Consider the following 26,166-nt stretch of genomic DNA (forward strand, 5'->3'; position numbering starts at 1 on the left):
TGCTCCCTTTCCGCTCGTTTCCCCGCCTGCCGCACCAGCCCGGCGGGCTCCCTCAGTGTTCGATGACCTCGGCCAGCAAGCGGCCGAACAGTTCGATGACCGCGATCAGCACCACCAGGACGATGATCGTGGCCCACGTCACGTCGTACATGTAACGCTGATAGCCCAGGCGGATCGCGAAGTCCCCCAGACCCCCTCCCCCGACGATGCCGACGGTCGCGGTCTCGCCGATCAGCGATATGAGCGTGATCGTAGTGACGCGGATGATCGACGGCACGCCCTCACGCAGGTAGACGTGGCGGATGACCTGCCAGGTGGTCATCCCCATGGATTCGGCGGCTTCGACCAGCCCGGCATCCACCGAGGCGAGCGCGGACTCGATCTGCCGGGAGAAGAAAGGGGTGATGCCCACGACCAGGGGGAAGATGGCGCCCCTAGGGCCTATGGCCGTACCCATCATCATGCGGGTGACCGGCACCAGGGCCGCCGCAAGGATGATGAAGGGAATCGAGCGGAAGAGATCGATCAGCTTGTCCAATACATTGAACAGCAGGCCGTTGCGTTTGATCCCCCCGCGCCGGGTGACCGTCAGACCCACGCCAATCACAATCGAGAGCAGGAAGGAGATCACCCCGGAGACGGAGACCATGACCAGGGTCTGCATGAAAGAGTCGAAAAACTCCGGCAGACGGCTGGCCACATTCGGGAACCAGGATTCCAGCAGTTCAGCCACGGTCCAACACCTCGATTCCGATTTCGTTCGAGCGCATGTATTCCAGGGCCGCGCGTATGTGTTCGCCCGAGCCTTCCAGACGCACCACCAGCCCGCCCAGCTGGGAGCCCTCGACCACGTCGACATCGCCGAAGATGATGTTGACGTCCAGGTCGAAACGCCGGGAGATGGTGGAGACCATGGCCTCGTCGACGGTCTTGGCGGTGAAGCGCATCCTCAGGAGAACCTGCCCGGGCTTGAGCTGGATGAGCGGCGAGCCCGCCTCGATCAGGTCGCCCACCTTGTCAAGGTTCGAGGTAGTGGCCACAAAAGACTTGGTCAGCCAGGCCTGGGGGTTGGCGAACACGTCGAAGACCCGGCCTTCCTCCACGATCCGCCCCTGGTCGATGACGGCTAGGCGATTGCAGATCTGACGGACCACAGCCATCTCGTGGGTGATCATGACCACGGTGATGCCCAGCTCGTCGTGCAGGCGGCGCAGGAGCGCCAGGATGGACTTGGTGGTGTTCGGGTCCAGGGCCGAGGTCGCTTCGTCCGACAGGAGGATGTCGGGGCGGTTGGCCAGCGCGCGCGCGATCGCCACCCGCTGCTGCTGGCCACCGGAGAGCTCGGCCGGATAGCTCTCCCCCAGCTCGGCCAAGCCGACCAACTCCAGGAGCTCGCGGGCGCGGTCGGTCCGCTCCTTGCGGTTCAGGCCGGAATTGGCTAAGGGAAGCGCCACATTGCCTAAGAGAGTGCGTGAAGGCATCAGGTTGAAGCGTTGGAAGATCATGCCGGTGCGTTGGCGCAGGGAGCGCAGTTCGCGCGGGCTCAGATCGGCCACCTCCTGCCCGCGCACCTTGACCGAACCGCCCTGGTAGGTCTCCAATCCGTTGAGGCAGCGCACCAGCGTGGACTTGCCAGCGCCGCTCAGGCCGATGATGCCGAAGATGTCGCCCTTGTCGATCCGCAGGCTCACGTCGGACAGGGCCGTTCGGTCGCCCTCCTCCTCGGAGTGATAGGTCTTGCTGAGGTGGGACAGTGCGATGACCGCTCGCCCCTCCTGCATCTCCTGCCTAGCCACGCTCCCTCTTTTCCTTTAGGTTTACGAACCGCCCGGTGGACCGTCCTGTGACTGCCCGTCAGCTTAGGGCGGAGCGGCGGACAGCGGCAAGCCAGGGGTTATAGAAGAAATCTATGCATCCCTATCGCCGGGCGACGCTGGTCTGGTCCTGGGACCCTCGCGCCCCGGCTAAGCGTCCACTATGCGGACGCTGCAATCTCATTGCGCGGATTTCGCCGCCGGTGGCTGAGCTTCCTGCTCAGCGGATTGAGGCTTGGCGGCGCCCTCCTGCTGCCGGGCCAGCTGCTGAGCGAGTTGCTGAGCCCGCTTCTGGGCTTGCTGCTGGGCTTTGCGGGCCACGGCTTCATCCCCGGCGCGGGTCGGCGTAGTCATGAACCCAGTGCCCTTGAGGTATTGCTTGCCAACCATGATGTCGTATTGGATGAGCTGGTAGTCATGCAAGAGTTGCTTGGTGCTCTCATCGAAACCGCGGGCGTCCATGGGCTTGCCCTGGGCGTCCAGGTAGATCGTCTGCCCCTCCGGGATCCGCTCCCATCCCTGGACCTGGTTGACCACCGGCGGTTCCATAGCCGACACCTTGCCCCGCAGGCGGGTCAGGAAGGCCTGGTAGGGGGAGACCTTGGCGTCCATATGCTCGGCGGCCTGGGTCGCGAAAAAGTTCGGCGACGTGTATTGCGAGTCCGACAGGTTGACGTCACGCGCGGGCGACGCCTGGTTGGACCAGATGAAGTAATCGGTCAGGTGCAGGGCCAGGGAGTTGCTCTGGTCAGCGCCGGCTGTGTTGTAGATGCCGGGCAAATGATCGCCGTAGAAGACGACTGTGACCGGCTTCTTCAACTGGTCAATCGAGTACAGGAAGCTTCGGGTGGCATGGTCGGTCAGGTTGACCCCCTTGGCGTAGGTGCGGATGGAGTTGGCCTCGTCGTCGCCTAAGGGCAGGGCCCCGTCCGCTGCGGACACCTGGAAGGTATTGCCGTTGTACCAGTCGTTGTAGGGCATGTGGTTCTGCATCGTGATGACTTCGACGAACTGGTCGGACTTGGCCGAGCGCATCTCCTCCAAGGCCGAGTCGTAGGCGGACTTGTCGGAGACGTACTGGGATCTGTCGATCTTGTCTTGGTGGTCGATCACGTCTGGGCCGGCCAGGGAGTAGAAGCGGGAGAACCCGAAGGTCTTATAGTTCTGGGCCCGCGAGTACATCGAGGGCTCGTAGGGGTGGAAGGCCTGCGAATTCTCCGGCGCGCCCCAGGCCTGGTTGACCGTCGGCATCCACTTGAGGTCGGGGACCACCTGTTGGTAGGGGCTGGTCAGCGACGGGTCGAAATTGGCCATAGACAGGCCGGAGAGGGCCATGAACTCCATGTTGGCCGTGCCGCCGCCGTAGCCGGAGGAAAGCATGTAGCCGGAGGTGGTGTTGCGCTTGATCGAGCGAATCTTCGGCATCGGGTCCATATTCACCTGGAGGCCAGGCACACGCGTGGGGTCCGAGAACGATTCAGAGAGGATGTAGACCACCGTGCTCTCGTTCATGTAGGCGGACCGATCGGCGTTGATCGCGGCCGCGTCCTTGGCGTAGCGGCGCGACAGGGACTTCATCGTGGCTTCGCTGTAATCAGCGGGCCGGTCCATGACTTTGGGGTTCAGCTGGCGGGAGAAGGAGACAAAGGTGCCGTTGCGTTGGGAATCGTAGACCGAATCCCACATGGAGGGTTGGTCGCCCATCCAACGGGCGAAGGAGTTGGCCCAACTGCCATACGTCCCCACGGCCGACATGAACAAGGCCAGGACCAGCACCGGGGCCAGAACCCCGGCCAGGCGCAGGGAGGCGCCCAAGCGCTTGTTGCCACAGGTCACGACCCGGCCCTTCCAGCGGTCGGCCCGGCCCAGCAGGATGCAGACAAGGACCACCAGGGCTATGACGATAACGGTCGAGACGATGGTCCATAGGGAGCCAGCGGGCAGGAAGGTCACGATGTTGCCGGCATCCGCATGGAGGAAGTCCAAGTCGGAGGGGAGCACGGTTTCGTAGCGGGAAACCACCTTGAAGTGCTCGATGACGGCGATCAGGGCGGACGCCACCAGCAGGATCGGGGTGGCCGCCCAGAAACGGTTGGTCAGGAAGAGCAGGGCCAGGTAAACCAAACCGATGGCCAACAGGTTCAGCACGAAGACGAAGCGCCGATCGGTCCACATGGCCGACACGAATCCCCAGAAGCCGATCAGGGGGTTGGACAAGGCCACGCGGGAGGACTCCAGCGTCACGCCCCATTGGAGCATGGCCACAGCCAAGGCGTCGAAGACCACGAAGAGGAGGGCGTAAGCCCAGGTGGGCAACGCCATCGAACCACGCAGGAGAAAGCCGACCCTGCTGCGGTGGCGGCTTTGACGGCCGCTTGGCGTACGGGTCCCCCGGTCGCCTAACCCACCGTCGACGGTTGCGCCGGTCAACTCGCGTTCAGCGTCTCCCATTTCAGATTGGTCTGATATAGCCGCTGGTTTTTCAAGCATAATGGCCTATTCTCCCCGTCATCCCCGACAAGGCCCCACTCTCAGCGCAGCAGGGAACCTGTGCCGCCTTAGCCCAAGGCCCTGCCGAACGAATCGGCCAGGTCCCCTATCCAATCCTCCAGGCGCGAGTACTGAGCCGGCATTTGCTCACTGACCTTCACGACCGGCAACTCGGCCTTGTCGGCTGCGGCGACCAGCCCGCGGCTGACCTCGGTGTCCTCCTGATCGTTGTAAATCAAGAGCTTGAGCCGACCTGACCCTATGAGGACCTGAAAATCGTGGATGTCGGCCGGAGAGGGCTCGCTTTCGTTAGAGGTGGCCCGCAGGTAACCGATCGGTGTGAGATCATTGAGCCCCAGGTCGTAGGCCAGGTAATCCGCAGCCGATTCGGTGGCCGCATACGAGCCGCCGCCAATCTTCTTGGATGCCGCGGCGATGCGCCCTTCGAGCCGCTGCTCGCGCTCATGCCAGAGCTTATAGGACCGCTCGAAGTGGCCCTTGTCGCCGGGGCGCAGTTCCTTGTAGGCCTGCATTATGACCTGAGCGGCGTGTTCGCGCGCCTGAGAGGAGAACCACAGGTGGGGGTTGTCGCCCGAGCGTTTGCCGCTGCTAGCGGCCACATCGACCACCCGCCGGCCATTGTCCCGCGCGGCTTTACCAGCCCAGGTGTCATAGTCCGCCCCATTGACCACAACCAGGTCGGCGCCGCTGATCGCGGCGATGTCCTTGGTGGTGGGCTCATAATCGTGGGCATCGGCGTTGGGATTGTTGATAACCGCGTGGACCTGTACCTTGTCGCCGCCCAGCTCCAAGGCCAGGGATGACCACTGACCGATGCTGGTTACCACTTGGATGAGGCCTCCGGACCCGCCGCCCGCAGGCCCGCAGGCCGACAGCGGCAGGAGCGCGAGAGCCAGCAGCGCGGCCAGTACCGGCCGCAGCGGGCCATGCGCGGTCGTGATTCGCTCCATCATGAGATCTGTCAGCATCACAGACTCGTCCTTCCATGTCGGCAAAGCATCCGACGACCTTCATTATCAGTCGTTAATGAGATTAGTTATCATTAACTATAGCATGGCCCGTTCCCATCATGAGATCTCATCGTGAGTGCTATGGCTCGATATACACTAAAGGCACTGATGAGGAAGAAAGGTATTCATGTTCAAGAGGTTCGGCCGCGTCCATCTGATCGTAGGATGGCTCCCCATCACCGTTTTCACCATAACCGGCTTGGGACTGGTCGCACTGGCGGTCGGCTACTGCCTGGCCCGTCAATGGAAAGCCCTGGGCCAGCGCCTGGCCGTGGCGCTGATTTCCGCCGCTGCGGGGCTCCTGGCCACCTGGCTGGTCTCGGACGTTTTCATGCTCTTCGAGGTGAGCCTCGGATGGATGGTCATCCTCACAGTCGCCGCTGGCATCGGCGCCCTGAGCTTCGTCATCGCCTGCCTGGTCGCGGACCGGGGGTTCAAACGGATCCTGTCATCACTGATGATTGTGCCGGTCATCCTGGCCACGGCCCTGCGCATCGACATGATTTACGGCGAATACACCACGTTCGGTTCCATCTTCTCCGTCCCGATTTACCCGCGTCTTGAGCCAAACAAGACCACCACAGCCCAGATGAGCCTGGAGCAGTGGCGCGATTCCGCCGCCCAGGGGCACTTACCCAAACACCCAGCAAAAGGCGAGTCCTATTCAGTCCGCATCCCCAACCCCGCCTCGCACTTCAGCGCACGCGCCGCCGATATCTACCTTCCGCCAGCGGCCCTGTCCTCCAAACCGCCCGCCCTCCCGGTCTTCGTCCTTCTGGCTGGACAGCCCGGTTCGCCCGACCGGCTCTTCACCGCCAGCGGCCTCCAGCAGATGATGGACGCATACGCAGCCAATCACGATGGCTTGGCCCCAATCGTCGTCTCCCCCGACCAGAACGGCGCCACCACGCACAACAGCCTGTGCGTGGATTCGCCGGTCTACGGCAACGCGGAGACCTACTTGACTCGGGATGTGCCGGACTGGATCAAGTCCGAGCTGCCCGTGAGCGAGAGCCCGAGGATGTGGGCCATCGGCGGCTTCTCCCAAGGCGGCACCTGCGCCACCCAGCTAGCCCCCCGACACCCCCACCTCTTCGGTGCCATACTGCCGGTCGACGGCGAGCTGGCACCCCAGCAAGGCTCCCAGGACGACATGATCCGCGACTACTTCCACGGTGACCGCAAGGCCTACCAGGAGCAGGTGCCGACCACCGCGATAGCTCGCCACGCCCCCAGCAATCAGGTCCTCTTCACCGGCGCCGGCTCCAGGGACCCCCGCTCCATCCGCAATATGATCACCATTGCCAAGGCAGCGCGGGAGGCCGGCATGGACGTAGTGGCAGCCACGGCCCAAGGCTCCGGACACGACTGGCACGCTGTCCGCTCCACCTGGGAGCCGGCCCTGGAGTGGCTCGGCGAACGCATGGGCTTGGGCCCTATGACCAAGAGCATGGACCAGTATACGGCCATCCAACTAATCGACATCAGCCAACAGCAGGGGAAAGAGCAAGCATGAGCGAGACAGGTAAAGGACCCAGCACGATGGGCAAGTCAGCCTTGGCCGTCCTGGGCGACGATCTGAAGCACTGGTTGCGCATCCATACGCTGGCTGTAACCTCCACCCTCGTCTTGGTGGTCGTCAACCTATTCGCCTGGCTGGTCTACGCCCTCCTGCGCGTACCCAAGGCCGACCAGGCCGGCATGCCCCTGTCCGACTTCCTGGCCCACCCCCCGATGGCCGCCCAGCCGAGCACCCCCCTCCAGAGCGATCTCCCGGGCCAATTTGCAAAGCTCCTGCTGACCCTCTTCATCACGTCCAGCCCCTTCCAACTGATTGTGGACGCAGCCCTGGTCCTGCTGATCCTGTGCATAGCCGAACCCCGCTTGGGCAGGCGGCGCACGGTATTGGCCTCACTGATCTCCGCGGTCTCGGGAGCCGCCGTAGGTCTGGCTATCTGCTACGCCATCAATGAGCTCCAGTCCCACTGGACCTGGTTCGTGCGCATTCCCATGGCCCTGAACCCCGTGATCCTGGTCATCGGCGCTCTGATGGCCGCAAGCTCCTTCAGCAACCTCCTGTGGAGGCGGCGCATCCACCTGATTGGCTACGCCTCACTGATCCTGCTCGTGCTCTACACCGGCAACCCCGGCAACTACTGCGCCCTGGCGGCGGCCTTGATCGGCCATTTGACCGGGCGCATCTGGCATGGCCCCATCACCGACCGCACCCTGCCCGGCCACCGCTCCTACTACGAGACCCGGCACCTGTTGGGCGCCATCTCCGCGGTCCTGGCCCTGGGCCCGATCGTCACCGCCTCCTCCAAGGTCAAGGCTGGCATTTTCACCCCCTTGGGCATGTTCATGGGCCCTGGGCCCACCGGGGCCGCCCGCCTGCAAGACTGCCTGAGGACCAATACGGCCGCCTCCTGCTACACCCAATACGGCCTGTCGCGTCCAGTCACCACCGCAACGTTCATCGGCCTCCTGGTGCCCACAGCAGTCATGCTGGTGGTCTCCTGGGGCATCTACCACGGCCGGCGCGTGGCGGCGATGACCAGCCTGGTCCTGAACGGCCTGACCGTCGTTCTGGCCCTGGTCTACTACCTTGTCGTGCCGCTTACCCTGGGCGAAGGCCTGGCCCGGGCCGTACGCCACGGAGCCGTGCCCTCCCTGCTGGCGATCGCCTTGCCGCCCCTGATTTTCGCTTACTTCATATGCCGTTACATGCGCTACTTCCCCGTGCGCACCAAGGCCGGCCTCCTGCGCGCCGGCAGCTTGGCCATCCTGTTGGACTGGCTGATTACCGCCGGTCTCTACCTGGCCGCCGTCACCGTCTCCCCCGGCTCCTTCAAGCCCCGTCCGAATCTGAGCATGGCCCTGGCCGAGTTGCCCGCGCGCTACCTGACCAACGGGGTGGCCAGCCGTTTCAAGCCCCGTTTCGTGCCACGCACCCTCACCGGTCAGGTAATCAACAACTCCGTCGGCTTCATCTTCTGGCTGGTCGTGCTGGTCGTTCTTCTTTTGTGGATGCGGAGCTCGGTCCTGCAGAATGAGGACGAACGGCTCAAGGCCAACGCCTTGGTCGAATCCGGAGGCGAGTCCATGTCCTTCATGACCACCTGGGAGGGCAACAACTACTGGTTCTCCCCCTCCGGGCGCTCGGCCATCGCCTACAGGGTCCTGCATGGCATCGCCCTGACCACCACCGGCCCCTTCGGCGACCCACACGAGTACCAGGACGACCTGCATGAGTTCTGGCGCTACTGCACGGAGCACTCCTGGTCACCGGTCTTCTACTCGATCCACAAGCCCCAGCGCGACGACTTGGTCGCCCACGGTTGGGCCTCGCTGGAGGTGGGCTCCGAGATGGTCGTCATCCCCTCCCAGTGGGAGACCCGAGGCAAGAAGTGGCAGGACATCCGCACCGCCATCAACAAGGCCAAGAAGAGCAACTACCGCGATGAGCTGTCCACCTTTAACGATGCGCCCTGGGACGTGCAGTCGCAAATCGTGGCCATCTCCGAGCAGTGGGCCGAGCTTAAGGCCCTGCCCGAGATGAAGTTCACGCTGGGTGGCCTGGACGAACTGCGCGACCCGCGTGTGGCCATCCTCTACGCCATCGACGCCGAAGGGACTGTCCTGGGCGTCACCTCCTGGATGCCGACCTATCGCGACGGCAAGATCATCGGTTGGACCCTGGACTTCATGCGTCACCGGACCGACTCCCCCAACGGAATCATGGAGTTCCTGATCGCCCGCATGGCCGAACGCTTGCGCGACGAGGGCCAGGTGGAGTTCATGAGCCTATCCGCCGCCCCCTTGGCTGGCATGAACCCGGAGCGGGACAACCAGGGCGAGAACACCCCGCAAATCCTACAGCACGCTCTGCAGCTGGTGGCCGACCTGATGGAGCCCGCCTACGGTTTCCGCTCCCTCTTCTTCTTCAAGAAGAAGTTCCAGCCCGCCGAGAACCCGGTCTACATCTGCTACCCGGACCCGGCCCAGCTGGTGCAGATAGGGCTGTCCGTGGTCCAAGCCTATCTGCCCGACCTCAAAGCATCCCAGGCCCTCGACGCGCTCAAATCCCTGCGCCCAGCTAAGAACGAGGCCCCTAGGAACGGCAAAGAAGGCAAGGGCGATAAATCTGAAGGCAGCAGCCCTAAGAGCAGCAGTCCTCACGGCAGGACCGCTCAAGAATCCGCCGAGCCGAAGGAGAGCAAGCCCTCCACCAAGCCAGCGCCGAGCGCACCAGCCGCATCCGCGCCTGAGCCTGCGAAACCGAATCCTGCCGGGCCAGCGAACGAGACGGTGGATAGGCCTGACGCGAGCTGAGCTCACGGAATGTCATTAGCCTCAACACGGCGCGAAGCGGTGGCCGGGGCCTATCACAGGCCCCGGCCACCGGTCGTATATGCGATGTCTTGATACCTGAAAAATCGAAACGTACACATGTCACGGCTGCGGTGCCACGAATCAGAGCAAAGCGCATTCGGTTCGTAAACCTCCGCTGGCATCACCGCCGAAGAACCGGGACCATCCGAGGTTGACGCCAAGAAGGAATACCCCCCCCCCCAACCCGTTACCGGGCGCGGATGTCCCCCCCCCCCCCCCTCATTTTTTGTCACAGACCGCATGGGATGCCGCTTCGCGCGCAGCTCCCCTGCCAACCGCGCCGCCACCCTTCCAGATGACCACCACCCGAATACGCTAGGGCATTTCCGGGCTTGCGCCGGGCCCGCTCAGTTCGGGCTCCAACCCCTCCCTGCCTATTGGGCATGATGTATTTGTCCGAAACTAGACGAGGCCCCAAATCGTCGCCGTAAATCGGGGCTTTCGTGCATTGACGCCCTCGTGCTGACAAAGTACGGTTCTGCGATTCACGGTAAAAGGCTCAACGTTTGCGGCGGGCGGCCGCTATCCCCTGCCTGCCGTTCCTTGCGCTGGCAATCCGAGCACAGGCCGTATACCTCCAATGTATGGGAGGCGACGGTAAAGCCTTGCGCGGCGGCCACGGCACGCAGCCAGTCCTCCCGCGGCGGCTCAATTTCAACGGTTTTGCCGCAGGACTCGCAGACCAGGTGGTGGTGATGCCTGCGCTGGGCGGCGCAGAGGCGGTAGAGCTGGGAACCCTTGTGCTCGATGGTGTCCACGGAACCGTTCTTCGCCAGGGACGACAGCTGCCGGTAGACAGTGGCCAGGCCCACTGGTTCACCCGCCTCAACCAGGAGCTCATGCAGCTCTTGGGCGGAGACGAACTCGCTTTGGGCGCGCAGGACCCGGCGGACGGCCTCCTTCTGCCTGGTCTGCCGTGAGTTCCGCTCTGTCATGGTCTCCTCCCCCGTCCGCCCGCCAAGCCCCGACGGGCACGTCGCTCCTACGTTTGCCACCATAGCGCAGGAGTGGCCCCATCCGCCACGGTAAGGACACGCCCCGTGAGCCCTGGGCGTAAGACTCACGCCCCCCTCTCCCCTCGCGTTCCTCCGCCCTGACTCGCCGCTAGCCAACCGCGCGCGCGGTTGGCTAGAATAAAGAAGTTCGGCCCCGTAGCTCAGCTGGATAGAGCAACTGACTTCTAATCTGTAGGTCGCGAGTTCGAGTCTCGCCGGGGTCACCAGACAACCCCCTACTCCCGCAAGAGATGTAGGGGGTTCATCTATCCAGAGGGGCGCCTGTAAGCAAAAAGTTTGTGCCCCATTTGTGCCCCATAATTTGCAAAACCAAATTCGCAATTTGCAAACCAGATTCGCAATCGCGCTTAGCCCCGCCGCCCATACTTGCGGCGCATCCGGTCGAAGTCCTCCTCGCTGCCCCATACGCGGATGGAGGCGATGTCGCGCTTGACCTCCTCCTTGGCCGCTTGGAGCCTCTCACGCTCCCCTGGGGTGAGGCGGGGGTCCTGGAGCCGGTCGATGATCTGGTCCTTGCGGCGCTCCAGGAGGGTCTTGACTTGGAGGTGGCGGGCTGTGGCCTGGTCGACGCTGTCATAGCCATGCCGCCTCATGCTTACATCCTGCGGGTCATCATATGCCATGCGATCGAGGCTAGCAGGGGGGTGCAAGGCTTGGCTCACCGCAAAACGCGACACGCCTGGGCGAGGGTCTTCTCGGTGGCATCTATTACTCCCGCCCGCGTCGGATGATGTTGTAGATGGTTGATACCGACACCCCGTATTGGGTGGAGAGCTCTTTGACGCTGGCTTGCTTGGCGTTGTAGAGGGACTGGATCCGCTGGGCTTCCTGCGTGGTGACCCGGGCGCGTCGTTTCCTAGGCCGCGCTTGGGTTTTCTTGTGTTCGGCGGGTTGGCTGTCCGTGTCCTGCGGGGGGTCGGGGCGTATGTCCCATGTGGCGCTGGGCAGGATCCTCAGCCCGCTCGCGCGGTCGGTGAGGATGCGTGGGTCGCGCGACCATGAGCTCAGGGTCCGTTCCATCCGGTCTTGCGCCGGCCCCGTTTCCGGCATGGCGGCGAGCACGGCGTGGGCCGTGGCCTTGGGCGTGTGCCGGTCGGCCCAGGTGTCCTCGGGCATCCAGACCTGCCACAGGCCGTCGTCGGTGTGGCCGCGCCTGCGGTACAGGGTCATTCGGCTGACGCCGGTGGCTTGCTCGATGCTGGCCATGCTCTTGCCTTGCGCTTCGGCTTGCGCGCATAGGTCCATGAGCAGTTGGGAGAGCGTTTGGATGCGGATCCTGGCGTCCATCATGTCGGGCCTGGGGTCGGGGCCTGGCGCTGACACGGTGGTGGCGCGCGCGTGGTCGCGGAGGCGTTTGACGCTTGATGCGCTCTTGCCGTAGGCGTGCGCCAGCGCGGTGGATGGCCAGCCTTGCTCCAGGGCCGTCCTGGCCAGGTGGTCCAGGCTTTCGGTTTCCTGGGCGATGGCCCGCGCCACGTCCGTTAAATACGACATGTCGGGGCCGAGGACCGCTGCGGAGAGATCCTCGAGCAAGGCGCGGCGTCGGAGGGCGGGGATGACGCCGTTGTGGGGGGCGAAGGGGGAGGGTTGGTCCGGTGAGGGCCAGGCGCTGATCTCGCTCGCCGCTTCGGCGGCCGCATGCACGGGGTCCAGCCTCCCGGAGAGGATGCGGCTCATGGCCGTGTCCAAGGTTTGCTCGGCTTCGTCGGCCGCGTCGGCGCGCAGGGCGTCGGCCCGCGCGCGGTGGCTGTGGGTCATGGAGCCCGCCGCCGTGGCCATGCTCAGCCGGTAGGAGCGCCAGGCGTCGCGCATGGCGCCCAGCCCCGCGACGGCCTTGTCCAGTACGCGGCCGCCGAGGCCGGTCAGCCAGTCGGGCAGGATCGGCTCGCTGTGGGTCTCCAGGTCGATGATGGCGCTGGCTTGCTTGCCGTAGGTCATGGACGCCGTGCACAGGCGCCATCCCAGGTCGATGCCGGTGGCGGGCAGCGCGCGGCGGGCCCAGGACAGCGCGGAGGGTCCCGGGCCGGCCGAGGGCCCGGGCAGGGCCCGGCCGATCATGGACGGCAGGCCTTGGCGCGAGGGGGATTTACTGGGCACGCACCGGTGGGCGCGGTCGCGCCGCCAGCAGCCCATCGGCTCCAGGCCGTGCAGGGTCGTGGGGTCGGTGGCGTCCCCGTAGGTGACGGTCGCGCCGGTCACCCCGGCGGGCCCTCCGGCGAGCAGGACGCGGCGCGAGGGCCAGGCCAGGCAGTCGGCCGGGCCGGTGGCCGCGCGGCCGGACACGGGGTCCGGCGACGGGGGCGCGGTCCGCTCCCATACGGGCAGGTCGCCGGGGCGGGCGCAGTCGGGCGACCAGCCCAGGATCAGCGTATGGTACAGGTCCGGGCCCTCAAGCCATGCCATGTCCATGCTCCCGCACAGGCCCATGACCTGGACGCCGCGCGGCGGGTACTCCTTGCCGCGCTTGGCGGTGGCGCTGCCCAGGGCGGCGGGTTTGATGCCCGCCGTGTCCCACGCTTGGATGGCGAGCAGCGCCGCCACGGCCCGCGCGGGGTCCACCGGCGCGTCCGATGCGGCCCGCGCGCCGAAAAGCGGCGGGCTTTCCACGGGGTCCGCCTCGCGCAGGGGGACCGGGCCCGCCGCCGTGGCCAGGCCGGGCGTCTGGAGGAAGGGCCGGTCCTTGTCGAAGAGGTCGAACCGCCCGGCCCACCGGTCCAGGTAGGCGTCCACTTGGGCGGGGTCGAACCCGTCCCGCGCGTACAGGCCCAGCCATGCGTCCCGCCCGTCGGCGGACCCGCCGGGCGCCGGGAGGATCCGGTAGGTCAACGCCAGGAGGAGCCGCAGCGTGGGGATCCGGTATTCGGCCCTGGGCTCGGCCAGCCGCACCCTCCCGGCCTCATGCAATGTTTGGCGGATGCCCCACTCATGGGACCCGCCCCGCGCGTCGATGACGGGTATCCAAGGCTCTTCGAGCAGATCGTATCCGGGCATCAGTCCTCCGCCCCGAGGATCTCCAGGACGGCGTCCCTGTCCAGGCCCGACGCCTGGGCGAGCTCCCTGACGCTCATGGAGTCCTCGGCCGCGTGGCGCAGGGCCCGCCTCAAATCGGAGTCGCTGTATATCATCCAGGAGAGGTCGCCGTCCTCGTCGCGCACCCGGTCCACCAGCTTCATGACCTGGGCGGCCGCCGTTTCGATCCGGTCCCGGTCTTGGTCGAAGAGCGTTTCGTCGGGCTCCGAGATCATGTATTCGATGCAATAGGCCTGGTCGTCGCTGACGTCGGATTCGTCGGCCGTCAGGCCGTCGACGCGCGCCGCCTGCCGTTGGAACTCCTTTGACATGCTCAGCGCGGCGGATGGCACGAGGTCGTACTTGTCCGCCATGCGCTGGGCCAACTCCTCTATGGTCATAATGACTCCCCTCTTTGGATGGTCCACTACCCTACATCGACTATTGTACCACAATGAGCGCCCAATGTGTGCGGAATTTAGAAAAATGTTACCGGTCCCCGGGCCCATACTCGATGGCCGCCCCGGTCCGCGCGGCGACGCGCTTGGCTATGGCCCGTGACCAGGCGGCGGGCATGCCGTCCTCCCTGGCCATGTCGGTCCTGGGCACCAGGAGCACGTCGTCGCCCCGGTCCGCGCCGTCTTCGACCAGCAGGTCGGCCTGGGCTTCCAGGGCCTCGAGGTCGGAGGCGATGCCGTCGGGTATCCTCCGGTCGCCACGCTCCCACCGCTGCACGCTCTGCCTCAGGACGCCCCACCTGTCGGCGAGCCATTCAAGCGGGAGGTGGAGCGACTCCCGCGTGGCCTTGAACTCAGCTGGCGTCATAAGCGCGCCCCTTCCTCCTTGCGTCCTCTTGCGCCGGGGGGCGGCTCGGCCCGCGAGCCGACGCCGCCCCCGCGCGGCCCGCTTACCGCTTGCCGGAGACGTCGTGCCGGGCGAGGACCTCGTAAACGTCCACCCCGCGCGCGGCCTCGGCCACGGCCTCGTCGTCGATCTCCGCGTCGGCGTCGCAGACGGCGACGCCTGACCTGGACACCGTCAGGCCCAAGGGGTTGACGACCTGGTTGACGCGGTCCATGTAGTCGTCCAGCGCGGCGTCCAGGTCGTAGTCGCCGGCGTCGGCGCCGGCGGCGTTCTCGAGGATCCAGTCCATCCCCGGGGCCTCGGCGCTGACGATCGAAGCGAAGCCGTCCGTGTACTCGGTCTTGGTGGTCATGATCTGAGCCTTCCTCGCTCGGCGGTCGGGCCTTATGCTGACCGCTCATGACTACCATGATACCAAACTGGATGCATGACGCAACCGGTATCTATTCCGGGCGTGTCGCAAGGCGGGGAGGGGGGCGCCGCCATCCCCGGAGATCCGTGGCGCGCAAGGAGACCGCTGGCGTCCTATGCGGGCTGCCGTCTACGGCCCGCCGAGCTCATAAGAGCATCATCTACGATGCAGTCTCCCCACTGTCGCTAAACGCGAAAAGCGCCCCCGCTCTCCGATTACCGGAGGCGGGGGCGCTTGGGTTATATGGTCGTCTGCTTGCTGTAGCTGGCTTTGGCTTGGCTGGCGCCGATGCAGGCCGCGATGAGCAGGCCAAGCGCGTTGAGCGTGGTCACGATCGCGTCCACGTGCGGCAGTCCCAGCGCGGGTCCCGCCGTGCCAACGAAGACGGCCAGCGCGGGCAGGAGGACCAGGGCCGCCCATTTGAGCGTCTGGTACACCTTGCCGGGCAGCAAGTAACCCTTACCTTGGTCGGGTTGCGTCGTGTCGGGCATGATTATCACCTCCTTCAGTACGAGAGGACCTCGCCCGGGTAGATGAGGCCCGGGTCGCCGGACCGGTAGCCGTGCAACTGGCCCTGCGGTACGCCGAGCCTGGCCGCGATGCCGGAGAGCGTGTCCCCCCGGCGCACGGTCACGGACCTGCCTCCAGCGCCGCCGCCACCGGTGGAGAGCCTCTGCCCTGGGTGGATCACGTACGGCGCGTGGATGCCGTTGAGCCTGGCCACGGTCGGCCAGGAGCCGCCGAACACGGCGCTCAGGCAGTCGCCTGGGCGCACCACGTACACGCCCGACCCCGTGCCGCCGCCCGTATTACCGCGCAGCCGCTCATTAACCGCGGCCATGACCTCGTTGTAGCGGTTGCCCAGGAGGGCGTGCCGCTGCGGGTCGTTGCCGTAGTCGCCGCGGATGACAGCCGAGGCGATGCTGGCAGCATCGCCGACCGGCGCGCCCTGCTGGGGCGTGAGCGACGGGGCGACCGGGTTCGGCCGGGTGCCTATAGGCGCGTTCGCGTACTTGGCCCAGGTGCCCGCGTCCCCGTACCACCAGTTGACGTCCACGGCGGTCCCCACGCCAGGCACATGCCCCGAGGAGGAGTACTGCCAGGCCGCCGCGAACGGCCAGGGGGCCACCGAGTAGGGTGGGGCGCCCGGGTCGCGCAGCCGCTCCCCCGCGTACCCGCGCGGATACCCGGCCACCCACAGCCCGTAATCCGCGCCCGCCACCGCGCGCCAATCCCCGGCGCTGATTGTGGACGCGGACATGTAGATGATCGGCTTAACCCCCCAATAGGAGGCCACCCGGTCCAACCAGCGCTTCGCCCACTCCGTGTCACCACGATGGGATGCGGGCGGCTCCCAATCCAAAAACGGGATCACCCCCGCATGCACCAGACCACGCGCATTCGACTGGGCATTAAAGAAGTCGGCCTCAGCCTCCGGCGAATTACCGTATTCGGGCCGCGCGTACCCGTAAGCGCCGATACGCAAGCCCGCGGCGCGGTTGGCTTGGAGCTGACAGTCCGCGGCGGGGTTCACGTAATTGACGCCCTCGGTGATCTTCGTGATCGAGAAAGACGCCCCCGAGTTTTTGGCGGCCTGCGCGTTATAACAACCCTGCCAGCTGGAATTGTCGAAGCCGGCGTCCGCGTGGGCGACACCAGGGACAAGCATGGCCACTACCGCCGCCACCCCCACGCCGATACGAGCATACCGGGGCTTGGCGCGCGCGTGACGCGCATGAGAAAAACGCATACACCCTCCTTTGTGTAGGCATGAAAAAAGCCACCCGGGATGGGTGGCAAAGGCAATTGACGGGCCGATCAGTCCACGGATGGCAGGGCTTTTAGCTCCTCGTACAGCTTGGTCCCCGTCCCGTTGCCTCCCAGAAGGTGGTAGGCGCGGTACACGCGTTCGGCCTCCTCCATGACCGCCACCGGGATATGGCCGAGCGGCACGTATTCGGCGTGGATCTCCAGCAGCTCGGCCCGCAGGAGCGTACGAAGGCCCGCCTCCATGGCCTGGTCCTTGGCCTCCTCCTTGCGGTGGCTTTTCAGCAGCCATCCGCACATGCCGCCGATACCGGTCAAGAGCATGGGAATCACGGCCTCTACCAGGGTCATCAGCACGTCAGACACTCGGAAGCCCCTAGCATTCGGTCAGAAACACGTACCGGGCGAACCACCCGCTGACCTGCGGGTCGGTGTAGCACAAATACACATCACCGCCGGACACCTGACAGTCGCCGAAATACTTGAAATACACGGTGATCTGATAAACGCCGTCCGGCAGCCAGAACCGGCGCGAAGCCGAATAATTATCCGTCTGCCCCCCGGGAGTCGCGCTGCTGCTGACCACATGCGTGGCGATGTTTTCACCGTTTTTGCGGATCACGGCGAGCAGGAAACCCTCGCCCGGGCCCGTGATACGCTCGCCCATGTCAAGCACATACCAGCGGCCCTGACCGGGGGATCGCACGGTCAAAGACGCAGTGTTCTCCGTATACCAGGTCCCTCCCGGATAGCCTGGCCTGCCTGTCCAGGAAGACACCCACTGGTAGACGCGACGGTCCGGCGCGTAGATCGACCTGCCATCCAGGGCGACATCCCCTTCAATCCCAACAATCTGACGGCCTACGATATCCACCCTGTCGGCCGTCAGGCCGACATTGTTGCGCCCCTGCTGGCCCCTCACGATGGAGATCTCCGGCTGCTGCGTGCTGGTGCCCATCATCAGCCGGCTGACCAGCCCGTCCTCGTCATGGTCGCCCCAGATCAGCCAGTACGGGTGCGTCGGGTCATCCCCTATGCCCTGCAGGCCGCCCGTGGTGGTCCCTTGGATCAGGGTCTGGCTCAACTGGATGCGGTCGCCGCCGCCCGCGGTCTGCAAGCCGCCCACCGCCTGCACACCGTTCCCGGACGCCTTGAACAGGGTTTTCCCGTCCACGCCCTTGGACCAGAAACCCGACGAGTCGAAGCCCACCAGCCCATCCGGCGTACTGAACTGGCCCGACCTGATGATGCCCGCGCAGATCAGGCCAATGACCGCCGCGTCCACCTGCACATCACGAGCCGCCAGCTGATCCAGGTAGACGGCCACCGGGATCGGCACCCACGCATCCCCGTCCCACCACCATTCGGCCGCTACGGCGGGACGCTCGCCCTCCCCATAGCGCAGCCACAAATCCCCCCGATGCTTGCCAGCACCCTCAGGGTCGGTGGCCGCCTTGGTGACCAGGATGCCCAAGCTCTCCGGGTCGATGTCAGCGCCCGACACCGTCACACGCTCCGGCCCCCAGGCCGACGAACCGTTAGGCGCCGGACTGCCATCCTGCGCGTGCGCGTCATCCCACGCCACCACCTTCACCTCATGCACGCTGCCCGGCTCATACGGGCCCAACGGGTACACGCCCTTAGCCAGCGCCCTGCCCGCCTCCAGGCCATCCACGATCAGCGACAAATGGTCGAAGTCCGGGGGCACGCCACCCTCCAACCCCCCATCCCAAGCCACCAGGATCATGCCCGCGCCAGACCCCACCGTCACACCCGTCGGCCTGCCCGGGGGGGTCGTATCCCCCACCCAATGCACCACACCCTCAGGCCCGGCCCCCGGCCCCTGGATCGTCTTGGTCCCGTCCACGTTATGCCAGGTGCCGGTCCCGGTCGCCCCGGTCTGCTGCCGGGTCGCGATGTCCAAGGCCGACCCCGCCGCCAGAGCCACGTCCTCAAACGCGGTGCGGCGGATGATGCTGGGATGGTATACCACGATTAATCACTCCTTAAAAATCATTGGTACGGGTCGGCCATCACGTCCAGCACGACCTGGCCCTTATCGGTTTGGTCGCCGGACAGGCGCATGATCCGGGTCCCGTACTCACCATCCGGCAAGGTGGGGAAGCCCTGCAAGTGCAGGACGCAGCGACGCCCCGGCCGCAAGCCGGACGGCGTATGCAAAGGGGCGCCCGACTCGTCATGGTCGTTGAAATGGACGGTGCCGCTGACCTGGATGAGCTTGCGCCTGCCGCCCTCCAAGCGGGACTGGGCGTGCCGTTTAAGCACGTCCAGATTGTCGGTATCGGTGTCCGAGTAGACGCCCTCGCGCAGGATGGGCGGGTCCATGCCGGACATGACCGGCCCCAGGTCCTCGGCCAGCGCGGTCAGCACGCTCTCATCCGACCCGGCGCCGGTCGCGTACCAGCGTTGGATGGGCGAGGCGTGGGACACGCTCACGTCTTCCAAATCGCCGCCCCCGGGGAAGCATGACAAGTGGACGGGAGCCGCGTCCTCGTGCAGGTACGCGTCCGCGTCCGAGCCCGCCAAGAAGCGGCAGCGCACATGCTGCCCGTCCTCCGTCCAGTACGGTTCGAAATCACAATCCGGGCCGCCTTGCAGGTTGCTGATGTCCTCGATCAGCTTGCGGGCGCCCACGTTCTGCGCGTTCCACGCCTTGTACTCGGTCTTCTGATGGTTTCCGCGCTCCCCCAGGTAGGTCCAGTCTATGGGCAGCGTGCCGCCCTGCTTGCGCTCGGTGGCCCACGCGCCGATCTCCGACTGGATGCCCCGGTAGGACAACCCCTGCACGCCGATGATGTCGGTGCTGCGCCCGTCCTGGTAGGCGCCGTCGCGGATCACGTACCGGTCAGCCAGCAAAGCCATAGGCGACACCAGGCCGAACGTCGTGTCCAGCTGGTGGTCCTCCTGGTCCCCGATCACGCCCCACAGCAATGGGTCGCCCAAGTCGCTCGGCTCGTCGGAGCCCACCCACGCGGTGCACAAGGCGCGCCGGGTCGGGTCCAGCAGCAGGCTGCGATCAGCCGGCGTGCGCGCCGGGAGAGCCGACCACGGCAGCGTCAAACCGCTCTCATCACCACTGCCCGCGCCCTTATCCGCCGGCCCCGTCGTCGATAGGCTGAAATCCCCGATCGCCATGTCCCAGGAGAAGCTGGGGATGTCGATGAGGCAGACGATCCGCCCATCGCGCGCGTCGCAAATCCAATGCCGCCAACTCACCGGGCGACCCCCTCGTCAATAACCTCCACAGTACGCAGGCCGCGCCAAGTGAACCGTGGCCGCCCCAGATTGGGTTTGGCCATCACATCCACCCTGTGCGGGCGGCCTCCCTCCAGGACCATGCGCCACTCCACGGACTGCCTGGCCCACACATGCGCCACCAGGCACTCGTCCAAACCATCACCCATGTCCTGATCGTCAACCACGGGCATTGCATAAAAGCTGCCCACCTGCTCGCCATCCACGCTCGCCCGCCACGTGAACTTGACCGTGACCAGCCGATCCGTGGCCAGCATCATCGTCTCAGCGGGAGCCTGCGACCACCATTTGGTGCTCCAATCCTGCAAGACGCTGGACGTGTTGCTCCCGTAGCCGATCCGCCCCATCTTCGCCCCGTAGGGGATCGCGTAATCCACGCTCCCCATGGGCGACGCGGAGATCGTGGCGGACGCGCCCGCCGGCATCGTCATGTCCCTCAGCCGCAACCCCCCGGCCGGCACTACCGGGTGCGCAGGCGACGCGGACGGCGTGCCCTGCGCCACATGCAAGGACACCTGCCCGCCGGCCCGCGTATCCGCCAGCAAATACACCGTGTCGATGCGCGGGTACGCGCCGTCACCCGCCGTCACCGCCTCCAGGGTCAGCCCGCCGGGCCAGTACGCCTCCACCGACCCGTCCGACCCGCCAGTCGAGCACACCGCCACCCCGGCCGACGCCTGGTACCGCAAGCCCGCGGCCCCCGACACCTCCAAGCCGGCCACCACGCCCGGGTTCTCCCAATGCGCGCCAATGACGCGCCGGTGGGTCAAAGCGTCCATGCCCACGCCGTCCGCGTCCTGGGCCACGCCCAAAGCTGTCACCATAAGAGCCTCCTCACAGCCAAATAAGTAATCAGATGTAGGTGTCCCGCGTCTGCGCGTCCACCCAGCCGCCGCCCGCGCTCAGACAGCGCAGCATGATGTCCCCACCCGGCTCGATCCGGGGGAAGCCACGACGCGTGAGGCCACGGCTCACATCCACGCCACCCATGCTCGCGGTCCGCGACCGGCAGTCCAGCACCAGGGGCACGCCAGGCCACACACGGCCACGCCACTCCAAAGACTCGCCACCATCCCACACGAGCAGCACCCCATCAGGCCAATCACCCGACGCGGTCAACACCGGATACGCACGAGCCGTGCCACGATTACGCAACAGCGCCTGACTCTGATCCACCGACGCCGCCCCATAATCCAGCGGATACGCCAGCCCCTTGCCGTCAGGGCCGTAAGAGAGGCCGCCAGCCGACACGCTCGGAGCCATGAGCTGCACTGACTGCGCATCCCAAGACAAGCGCTCAGGACGCGGGCAGACCAGGGTCAAGGTGCCTTCCAGGAGCTGCCGAGACCAATTCGACCCGTATTCGCTGTGCAGGTATCCCTCCACATACGTGTCCTGCCCGTCATCAATCACGCGGAATTTGACGATTTTGCCCATCATCGAGTTAAGACGCGAAGCCAAGCCGATGATCGTTGATCGTGTCATCCCGACCGCGTCAAGATGGATAGTGACTGTCCTGGCTGCGTATGTAATGTCCGGGTTTGACACATCATGGGCGCCGTTCCCCCAAGCCCTTTCCGTCAGGCTGAGCTTCACCGGAGGCGTGGAGAGCCACCCCTCGACGCCGTCCTTTGCGATCATGATGCCTGTCTTTTCGGGGGGGCTGGCCAATCCGCTGTAGAAGCGGATGTCGTTGTCATCGCAATACAGGTGCGCTGATGCCTCGAACATGCTCATGCCATCCCCCTCAAAGCCATCCTCGCGGCCGATGCCATCTGCCTGCCCATGATTGTTCCTTCCACGAACGGGTCTTTGACGCCGTTGTTGGTGATGTTCACGGGCTGGATCACGGTGGGAGACACCACGGTGGACGTTGACTGTTCCACTTTCCCGGTCCGGTTCATCCTGTCCAAAGCGGCAAGCCCGATCCTCTTCGCCGCCCATGCCCTGACCACATACTCCTGGTCCGACAGCAAAGCCGGGATCGAATCACTCGTAGTGGTTCCAGGGCCGCGTACCAGACCGTAAGGCCCGCCGCCTGCCGAGAACCCTACAGGGCCACCATTCGCGCGGCTAACAGCGCCTCCGGCGAATTTCCCTGATGGTTTCCCGGTGAAGTAGGTCACGACTTCCCCAGGGATCCGCTTGAACCAATCCAGGATGTTCTGCACCACGCCACTCGCATGGTCGTGAGCGTTCAAATCGGTATCCTTTTGCCTCGGCACGCTCTTAATGGCATTATCCACGTCGCCGATGTTCTTGATCGCCCCGGAGTTGAAGGCGTTCATCACGGTGTCCTTTGTCGCAGGCGTGAGATTGAGAGTATTGAGATACTGCTCGACCTGGCCTTTGCTCAGCGGCGCGTTCTGGCTGATGTTCGTCCCGACATTCGAGGGTATGAGCCCAAGCTGATCCGCATACTGCTCGGCCTGCTCCTTGCTCATGCCGCACTGCTGGGCCGCGTCCACCATGGCTTGACGTGCCTGGTAGATGTTGTTCCTGGCATCCTGTGACGCCTGTCCGAGATTGCCGGTCGCTTGTCCCTGTTGCATCACGGCAGCGGCAGTAGCGATGGACTGATCCGCCATGTTCTGCATGGCCTGCCGGTTCAGCTGCCCGGACTGGGTGTTGGCGTCAAGGCTACCGCCGTTGGCTTTGACGGTCGTCGATAGTCCCGACAATTTGTTGTTGAGGTCCTGCTGTATGCGGCTCAGGTTTTCCGCGCTCCCGGCCATCTGGTTCTGCTGCCAGACTGCGTCGTTGTAAGCGTGGTTCATTTGCGCGAGCTTGCGTACACCCTCCTCGACTACGCCATTATGCTTACTTCCTTGCCCCGTGCTCTGCTCTAGAGACTGTACATATGAGTCGATGGAGCCTTTGTCTCCCTCAATGGCCCCTCGGAAGGTCTGCATGCTGACCCCGGCTCCGCTCAGCTCCTCCTTGAAGGAGCCGTACCCGGACCTGAATTTCTGGAACCAGCCCCAGTCCATGTCTGTGCCCTTGGTCGCTGCGGTGTCGACGAAGTCGGAGTAGGCAGTCTGTCCTTGCTGCAGAGCAGACTCCAAATCCGTTGTCCGATCTTTCGCTTTTTCCGCGTGGTCCGCCCACAGCATGACCCCGCCGACTGCCGCCGCAATTCCAGCGGCGGCGGCCCAACCACCAGGGCCGAGTCCGCCAAGCGGGCCAAGCAAGCCGGATACTCCTCCGCCGGCCTTTCCGGCTTTCGACCCCATTTCCTCGGAACTCTTGGCCAGCCCCGAGACATTAGGGGCTGCTAAAGAGGCAGATTTGCCGATACCGGCGAAGTCCCCTGCCAAGGGTGCCAGGCCAGCGCTGGAAGATACACGCGCCGAGACGAAATCCGAAAGGATGCCGCCTACTGATTTGACTCCTTTGCCCAGTCCACCGACTGCTTTCAAAGCCAGACCGATCGGGGCCTCTATGGCTTTGATCTGCCTGCCGAAGAACATACTGGCGCCGATGGCTCCCTGTATGGGCGCTGGGAGCGAGGAGAAGGCCTTGACAAGGGTCCCCATGATGGTGATGGTCGGTGATAGGGCGTTCAGTGCCAGCGTCACCGATTCCACACCCTTGGTAGCCAGGTCAAGACCAGGCTTGGCGCCTTTCATGCCTCCGCCGAACGGGTGCATCTCCTTGGTAGTGCCGGTAATCTGTTCACGGACGCGCTTAAGAGCGTCCTGGAAGCGTTCGACGACCTTCGGGTCCATGCCCTTGAAACCGTCGGTGAAGGATTTAGAGATGGTGCCGGACTTGAGGAAGTCGCCCAGGCCCTTGACGCTGTCGCGGACATGTTTGACCGTGCTCTCTATGCCGTGCCGCGCGGAATCGGGCACATGGAAAGCCTGCGCGAAGGCGCCGGACACCCTGCCGTCGCGTAGGAGGGAGACGGTCCCTCCTACGGCATTCGGGAGCCATTTGAAGAAACTGTCAAGCTTGCCGTTGATCTTGTCCACCACGTCGATGCCCATATCGCCGAGGGCCCCAATGGCATCGATGAAGCCGCCCCCTATGGTGGTCTTGATGGCGGACAGTTGATGCTGCATGATGATGTACTTGCCGTATGGGGTGGCCGCCATCGCTTTGTTCACGCCGCCGAAGTTCTGCTCCAGGACTTTGGCGAGGGTCGCGGCCCTCTCCTCCTGCGAGCCGTGGGCTAGGAGCTTTTTCTGGTTCTCGTCGAGGGTGACGCCGTACCTGCTCAAGGCGCCGACGTTGCCGGTCATGACCTTGCCTACCAGGTTTGACAGCTGTACGCCGTCCTCGGTCGTGGCATTGTAGCCCTTCGTGTTGGCGATGAGGTCAGCAAGAGCTGGCGTGAGGGTCTTGACGCTTTGGGAGGAGAGCATGAAAGTACCGAGCTGGGCCTGTGACGCTTTCAGCGTCCCTGCGCTGATGATGCCCGTCCTGCCGAGCTCCTTGTTGTAAGCGAGTAACGCCTGGGTTTGGTCCTGCGCCCAGTGGTTGTTGCTTGCGATTTGCTGGAATTTGGCTGTCGTGCCGCTGATTTCGTTGTAGGCGTCTATAGCGGTGCGCCCGTAGTTGACAATCCCCCTCGCACCGAAAGCCAGGAGAGACCCAATGGCGACCGTGCTGGCCTTGACGTGGCCGACCACTCCCTGATAAGCCGCCCCCAGTCCATTAACGGTGGCACCGGCCTTATCGAGCCTTTGTGCGTTCAATCCCTGGATCGCGGACCTGATGCGGGTCACCGCCGACTCGAACGGGCCGACCTTGGGTGCTTCGATGGTGGCCTGTTTGACGTCAGCGACAGCCTTTTTGGCGTCCTTCAGCCGTTTCTCGGCTGCTGTCAGGGAGTCCGAGGTGGACTCTTCTTTGCGTTTGGCGCTGGCAAGCCGTTCCGACGCGCTGACGGCCTGTACGCTTCCCTCTCCGCTCTTCTTCACGGCTTCGGCGTACTGGGCTTCGGCGACACGCACCTTGCCTGCCGCATCTTGCTGCTTGAGCCGCGCCGCGCTCATGGCTCTAGCGGCCGAGGCCACCTCGGATTCGAGTTTCCTCAAACCCGGGGTGGCCATGTCCTTGGAGGCGCCCGTGAAGGCGTTTTTCATGTCCCTGCCCAGACTGGAGCCAGTCTTCGACCCTACCCCGTTGAAGGCCTTGCCGAAGATGCCGGAGCCCTCATGTCCGGCTGCCTGCATCTCCTTGGAAACGGCCGCTCTGAAGCCCGTCATCACGGGGAAGATGCTGACGTGCCCTGATCCTACTTCCGACCCTCCGGCCATGTGGTCCTCCTAGTACAGGTCCGCGAACAGCGGGTTGACTTTGTTCACTGCCTCCGCGCTCCGATCATCGGGTTCGTGATTCGGCCGGGGGGCTTCTGGTTCCTCTTGCTTGACCGGTGACATGCCAGGGGCTATGGTTTGCAGGATCGCCAGATCCGTCATTGATGCTGGGTATGTGAGTCCAAGAGCCTGCGCCCCTGTCAGGGTTGCCGGGTCGGATTCGATGGATGACAGGAGCGCTATGGCGTCCCCGTATCTCAGTCTCCCGCCGAGGTCTGCTGCGAGGCTCCATCCGCATCGTGCGAAGTCGGCGCTGATGCTGGTACGCTCCCGTTGGACGCGGGCGCAGAAGGCTCGTATTTTCCCATTGACGCCATATGCACCTCCTCGATCACCTGACCGTACTTGTCCCCGATTGCAAGGAGGGATGAGGACATCTCATTGTCGATCTGTTGCTTCTTTCCGGGGTTGGCTTTCTGAAGCATGGCGATGATCTGGTCCAGTGGAGACTTGTCGAGGTCCTTGGACTGTTCGTCAAGCTGTCTTGGGGTGAGGTCGAGCGGCAAAAGATATTGGGTACCCGTGATTGTCCTGATGAAGAGGTTGGGGAACTTGATGATGTATTTGTTCGCAAGCTGGCGTCCGGCCTGGCGTATGTCGCGCTGCCAGTCTTGGTCGGTGTACGACTCGAAGTCGAGGTCCATATCGGCTTCTTGCGCGGTGGTCTTGGTTTCTGCTGCCATGCTTGATTTCTCCTACTTTGTGCGGGTGCCTGCTGAGTGGTATGAAGGGGTTCCCCGTGCCGTCAAGCAGGCGAAACGGCACGGGGAG

21 protein-coding genes and 1 tRNA gene are annotated in these 26,166 nt (G+C 64.7%); 3 read left to right on the plus strand and 19 right to left on the minus strand.

The annotated features are described in order from the left end of the window. Nucleotides 1-52: 52 nt before the first annotated feature. The 4 genes from AB656_RS03835 to AB656_RS03850 all read right to left on the minus strand — a co-directional run bounded on the left by AB656_RS03835 (nt 53) and on the right by AB656_RS03850 (nt 5,293). Nucleotides 53-733 carry a methionine ABC transporter permease gene (locus AB656_RS03835; RefSeq protein WP_033504800.1) on the minus strand — a complete coding sequence of 227 codons (681 nt, stop codon included), beginning with the start codon at nt 731-733 and terminating at the stop codon, nt 53-55. Next, complete coding sequence (locus AB656_RS03840; protein ID WP_236681841.1) at nt 726-1,796, minus strand: methionine ABC transporter ATP-binding protein; 1,071 nt, start codon at nt 1,794-1,796, stop codon at nt 726-728. The genes AB656_RS03835 and AB656_RS03840 overlap by 8 nt, the downstream gene beginning before the upstream one ends. A gap of 198 nt (nt 1,797-1,994) precedes the next feature. Further along, nucleotides 1,995-4,265, minus strand: coding sequence for an LTA synthase family protein (locus AB656_RS03845; protein WP_081924869.1), 2,271 nt, complete (start codon nt 4,263-4,265; stop codon nt 1,995-1,997). 107 nt (nt 4,266-4,372) lie between these two features. Then, nucleotides 4,373-5,293 carry a metal ABC transporter solute-binding protein, Zn/Mn family gene (locus tag AB656_RS03850; protein WP_051905318.1) on the minus strand — a complete coding sequence of 307 codons (921 nt, stop codon included), beginning with the start codon at nt 5,291-5,293 and terminating at the stop codon, nt 4,373-4,375. Nucleotides 5,294-5,462: 169 nt separating this feature from the next. Here AB656_RS03850 and AB656_RS03855 point away from each other — a divergent pair, with 169 nt between their 5' ends. Continuing rightward, nucleotides 5,463-6,851 (plus strand): alpha/beta hydrolase, encoded by a 1,389-nt coding sequence (locus AB656_RS03855; RefSeq protein WP_033504798.1) that lies wholly within the window; start codon nt 5,463-5,465, stop codon nt 6,849-6,851. Next, the gene (locus AB656_RS03860; RefSeq protein WP_081924870.1) at nt 6,848-9,667 is read left to right on the plus strand and encodes a bifunctional lysylphosphatidylglycerol flippase/synthetase MprF; all 2,820 of its coding nucleotides are present in this window, start codon (nt 6,848-6,850) and stop codon (nt 9,665-9,667) included. The genes AB656_RS03855 and AB656_RS03860 overlap by 4 nt, the downstream gene beginning before the upstream one ends. Nucleotides 9,668-10,212: 545 nt before the next feature. Here the strand turns inward: AB656_RS03860 and AB656_RS03865 are convergent. After that, nucleotides 10,213-10,662 (minus strand): Fur family transcriptional regulator, encoded by a 450-nt coding sequence (locus AB656_RS03865; RefSeq protein ID WP_033505014.1) that lies wholly within the window; start codon nt 10,660-10,662, stop codon nt 10,213-10,215. A 210-nt stretch (nt 10,663-10,872) separates the two neighbouring features. Between AB656_RS03865 and AB656_RS03870 the strand changes: the two genes are divergently transcribed. Further along, nucleotides 10,873-10,949: transfer RNA gene (locus AB656_RS03870), tRNA-Arg, on the plus strand. A 141-nt stretch (nt 10,950-11,090) separates the two neighbouring features. Here the strand turns inward: AB656_RS03870 and AB656_RS03875 are convergent. The 14 genes from AB656_RS03875 to AB656_RS03940 form a co-directional block, all read right to left on the minus strand. After that, on the minus strand, nt 11,091-11,366 hold the full coding sequence (locus AB656_RS03875) for a hypothetical protein (RefSeq protein WP_144418928.1): 276 nt from the start codon (nt 11,364-11,366) through the stop codon (nt 11,091-11,093). An 85-nt stretch (nt 11,367-11,451) separates the two neighbouring features. Then, on the minus strand, nt 11,452-13,734 hold the full coding sequence (gene casA / locus AB656_RS03880; RefSeq protein ID WP_034983443.1) for a type I-E CRISPR-associated protein Cse1/CasA: 2,283 nt from the start codon (nt 13,732-13,734) through the stop codon (nt 11,452-11,454). Next, on the minus strand, nt 13,734-14,153 hold the full coding sequence (locus tag AB656_RS03885; RefSeq protein WP_033504743.1) for a hypothetical protein: 420 nt from the start codon (nt 14,151-14,153) through the stop codon (nt 13,734-13,736). Before AB656_RS03885 ends, casA begins: the two co-directional genes overlap by 1 nt. A gap of 88 nt (nt 14,154-14,241) precedes the next feature. Continuing rightward, nucleotides 14,242-14,577: a helix-turn-helix domain-containing protein gene (locus AB656_RS03890; RefSeq protein ID WP_051905319.1), complete on the minus strand. Its 336-nt coding sequence runs from the start codon at nt 14,575-14,577 to the stop codon at nt 14,242-14,244. 82 nt (nt 14,578-14,659) lie between these two features. Then, nucleotides 14,660-14,968 (minus strand): hypothetical protein, encoded by a 309-nt coding sequence (locus tag AB656_RS03895; protein ID WP_033504744.1) that lies wholly within the window; start codon nt 14,966-14,968, stop codon nt 14,660-14,662. A 299-nt stretch (nt 14,969-15,267) separates the two neighbouring features. Then, nucleotides 15,268-15,519 carry a phage holin gene (locus tag AB656_RS03900; RefSeq protein WP_033504745.1) on the minus strand — a complete coding sequence of 84 codons (252 nt, stop codon included), beginning with the start codon at nt 15,517-15,519 and terminating at the stop codon, nt 15,268-15,270. A gap of 14 nt (nt 15,520-15,533) precedes the next feature. Continuing rightward, complete coding sequence (locus AB656_RS03905) at nt 15,534-16,778, minus strand: GH25 family lysozyme (RefSeq protein WP_033504746.1); 1,245 nt, start codon at nt 16,776-16,778, stop codon at nt 15,534-15,536. Nucleotides 16,779-16,846: 68 nt separating this feature from the next. Further along, nucleotides 16,847-17,161 (minus strand): hypothetical protein, encoded by a 315-nt coding sequence (locus AB656_RS07935; protein WP_051905320.1) that lies wholly within the window; start codon nt 17,159-17,161, stop codon nt 16,847-16,849. 10 nt (nt 17,162-17,171) lie between these two features. Continuing rightward, nucleotides 17,172-18,788, minus strand: a complete 1,617-nt coding sequence (locus AB656_RS03915) for a hypothetical protein (protein WP_051905321.1) — start codon at nt 18,786-18,788, stop codon at nt 17,172-17,174. A 20-nt stretch (nt 18,789-18,808) separates the two neighbouring features. After that, nucleotides 18,809-20,032: a hypothetical protein gene (locus tag AB656_RS03920; RefSeq protein ID WP_033504749.1), complete on the minus strand. Its 1,224-nt coding sequence runs from the start codon at nt 20,030-20,032 to the stop codon at nt 18,809-18,811. Beyond that, entirely contained in the window at nt 20,029-20,895 is an 867-nt protein-coding gene (locus tag AB656_RS03925; RefSeq protein ID WP_051905322.1) for a hypothetical protein, read from the minus strand. Before AB656_RS03925 ends, AB656_RS03920 begins: the two co-directional genes overlap by 4 nt. A 28-nt stretch (nt 20,896-20,923) precedes the next feature. Continuing rightward, on the minus strand, nt 20,924-21,808 hold the full coding sequence (locus tag AB656_RS03930; RefSeq protein WP_158336156.1) for a phage tail family protein: 885 nt from the start codon (nt 21,806-21,808) through the stop codon (nt 20,924-20,926). Further along, nucleotides 21,805-25,335, minus strand: coding sequence for a hypothetical protein (locus tag AB656_RS07940; protein ID WP_033504750.1), 3,531 nt, complete (start codon nt 25,333-25,335; stop codon nt 21,805-21,807). The genes AB656_RS03930 and AB656_RS07940 overlap by 4 nt, the downstream gene beginning before the upstream one ends. 257 nt (nt 25,336-25,592) lie before the next feature. Continuing rightward, nucleotides 25,593-26,078 (minus strand): hypothetical protein, encoded by a 486-nt coding sequence (locus AB656_RS03940; RefSeq protein WP_033504752.1) that lies wholly within the window; start codon nt 26,076-26,078, stop codon nt 25,593-25,595. Nucleotides 26,079-26,166 lie beyond the last annotated feature (88 nt).

The organism is Bifidobacterium actinocoloniiforme DSM 22766 (assembly GCF_001263395.1).
Classification (GTDB): domain Bacteria; phylum Actinomycetota; class Actinomycetes; order Actinomycetales; family Bifidobacteriaceae; genus Bombiscardovia; species Bombiscardovia actinocoloniiformis.

Excerpts from the sequence above, each read along its gene's own strand:
- AB656_RS03845 (WP_081924869.1), bottom strand. The coding sequence starts at position 4,265 with ATGGGAGACGCTGAACGCGAGTTGACCGGCGCAACCGTCGACGGTGGG.
- AB656_RS03850 (WP_051905318.1), bottom strand. The coding sequence starts at position 5,293 with ATGCTGACAGATCTCATGATGGAGCGAATCACGACCGCGCATGGCCCG.
- AB656_RS03855 (WP_033504798.1), top strand. The coding sequence starts at position 5,463 with ATGTTCAAGAGGTTCGGCCGCGTCCATCTGATCGTAGGATGGCTCCCC.
- AB656_RS03860 (WP_081924870.1), top strand. The coding sequence starts at position 6,848 with ATGAGCGAGACAGGTAAAGGACCCAGCACGATGGGCAAGTCAGCCTTG.
- AB656_RS03865 (WP_033505014.1), bottom strand. The coding sequence starts at position 10,662 with ATGACAGAGCGGAACTCACGGCAGACCAGGCAGAAGGAGGCCGTCCGC.
- AB656_RS03875 (WP_144418928.1), bottom strand. The coding sequence starts at position 11,366 with ATGGCATATGATGACCCGCAGGATGTAAGCATGAGGCGGCATGGCTAT.
- casA (WP_034983443.1), bottom strand. The coding sequence starts at position 13,734 with ATGCCCGGATACGATCTGCTCGAAGAGCCTTGGATACCCGTCATCGAC.
- AB656_RS03885 (WP_033504743.1), bottom strand. The coding sequence starts at position 14,153 with ATGACCATAGAGGAGTTGGCCCAGCGCATGGCGGACAAGTACGACCTC.
- AB656_RS03890 (WP_051905319.1), bottom strand. The coding sequence starts at position 14,577 with ATGACGCCAGCTGAGTTCAAGGCCACGCGGGAGTCGCTCCACCTCCCG.
- AB656_RS03895 (WP_033504744.1), bottom strand. The coding sequence starts at position 14,968 with ATGACCACCAAGACCGAGTACACGGACGGCTTCGCTTCGATCGTCAGC.
- AB656_RS03900 (WP_033504745.1), bottom strand. The coding sequence starts at position 15,519 with ATGCCCGACACGACGCAACCCGACCAAGGTAAGGGTTACTTGCTGCCC.
- AB656_RS03905 (WP_033504746.1), bottom strand. The coding sequence starts at position 16,778 with ATGCGTTTTTCTCATGCGCGTCACGCGCGCGCCAAGCCCCGGTATGCT.
- AB656_RS03925 (WP_051905322.1), bottom strand. The coding sequence starts at position 20,895 with ATGGTGACAGCTTTGGGCGTGGCCCAGGACGCGGACGGCGTGGGCATG.
- AB656_RS03930 (WP_158336156.1), bottom strand. The coding sequence starts at position 21,808 with ATGAGCATGTTCGAGGCATCAGCGCACCTGTATTGCGATGACAACGAC.
- AB656_RS07940 (WP_033504750.1), bottom strand. The coding sequence starts at position 25,335 with ATGGCCGGAGGGTCGGAAGTAGGATCAGGGCACGTCAGCATCTTCCCC.
- AB656_RS03940 (WP_033504752.1), bottom strand. The coding sequence starts at position 26,078 with ATGGCAGCAGAAACCAAGACCACCGCGCAAGAAGCCGATATGGACCTC.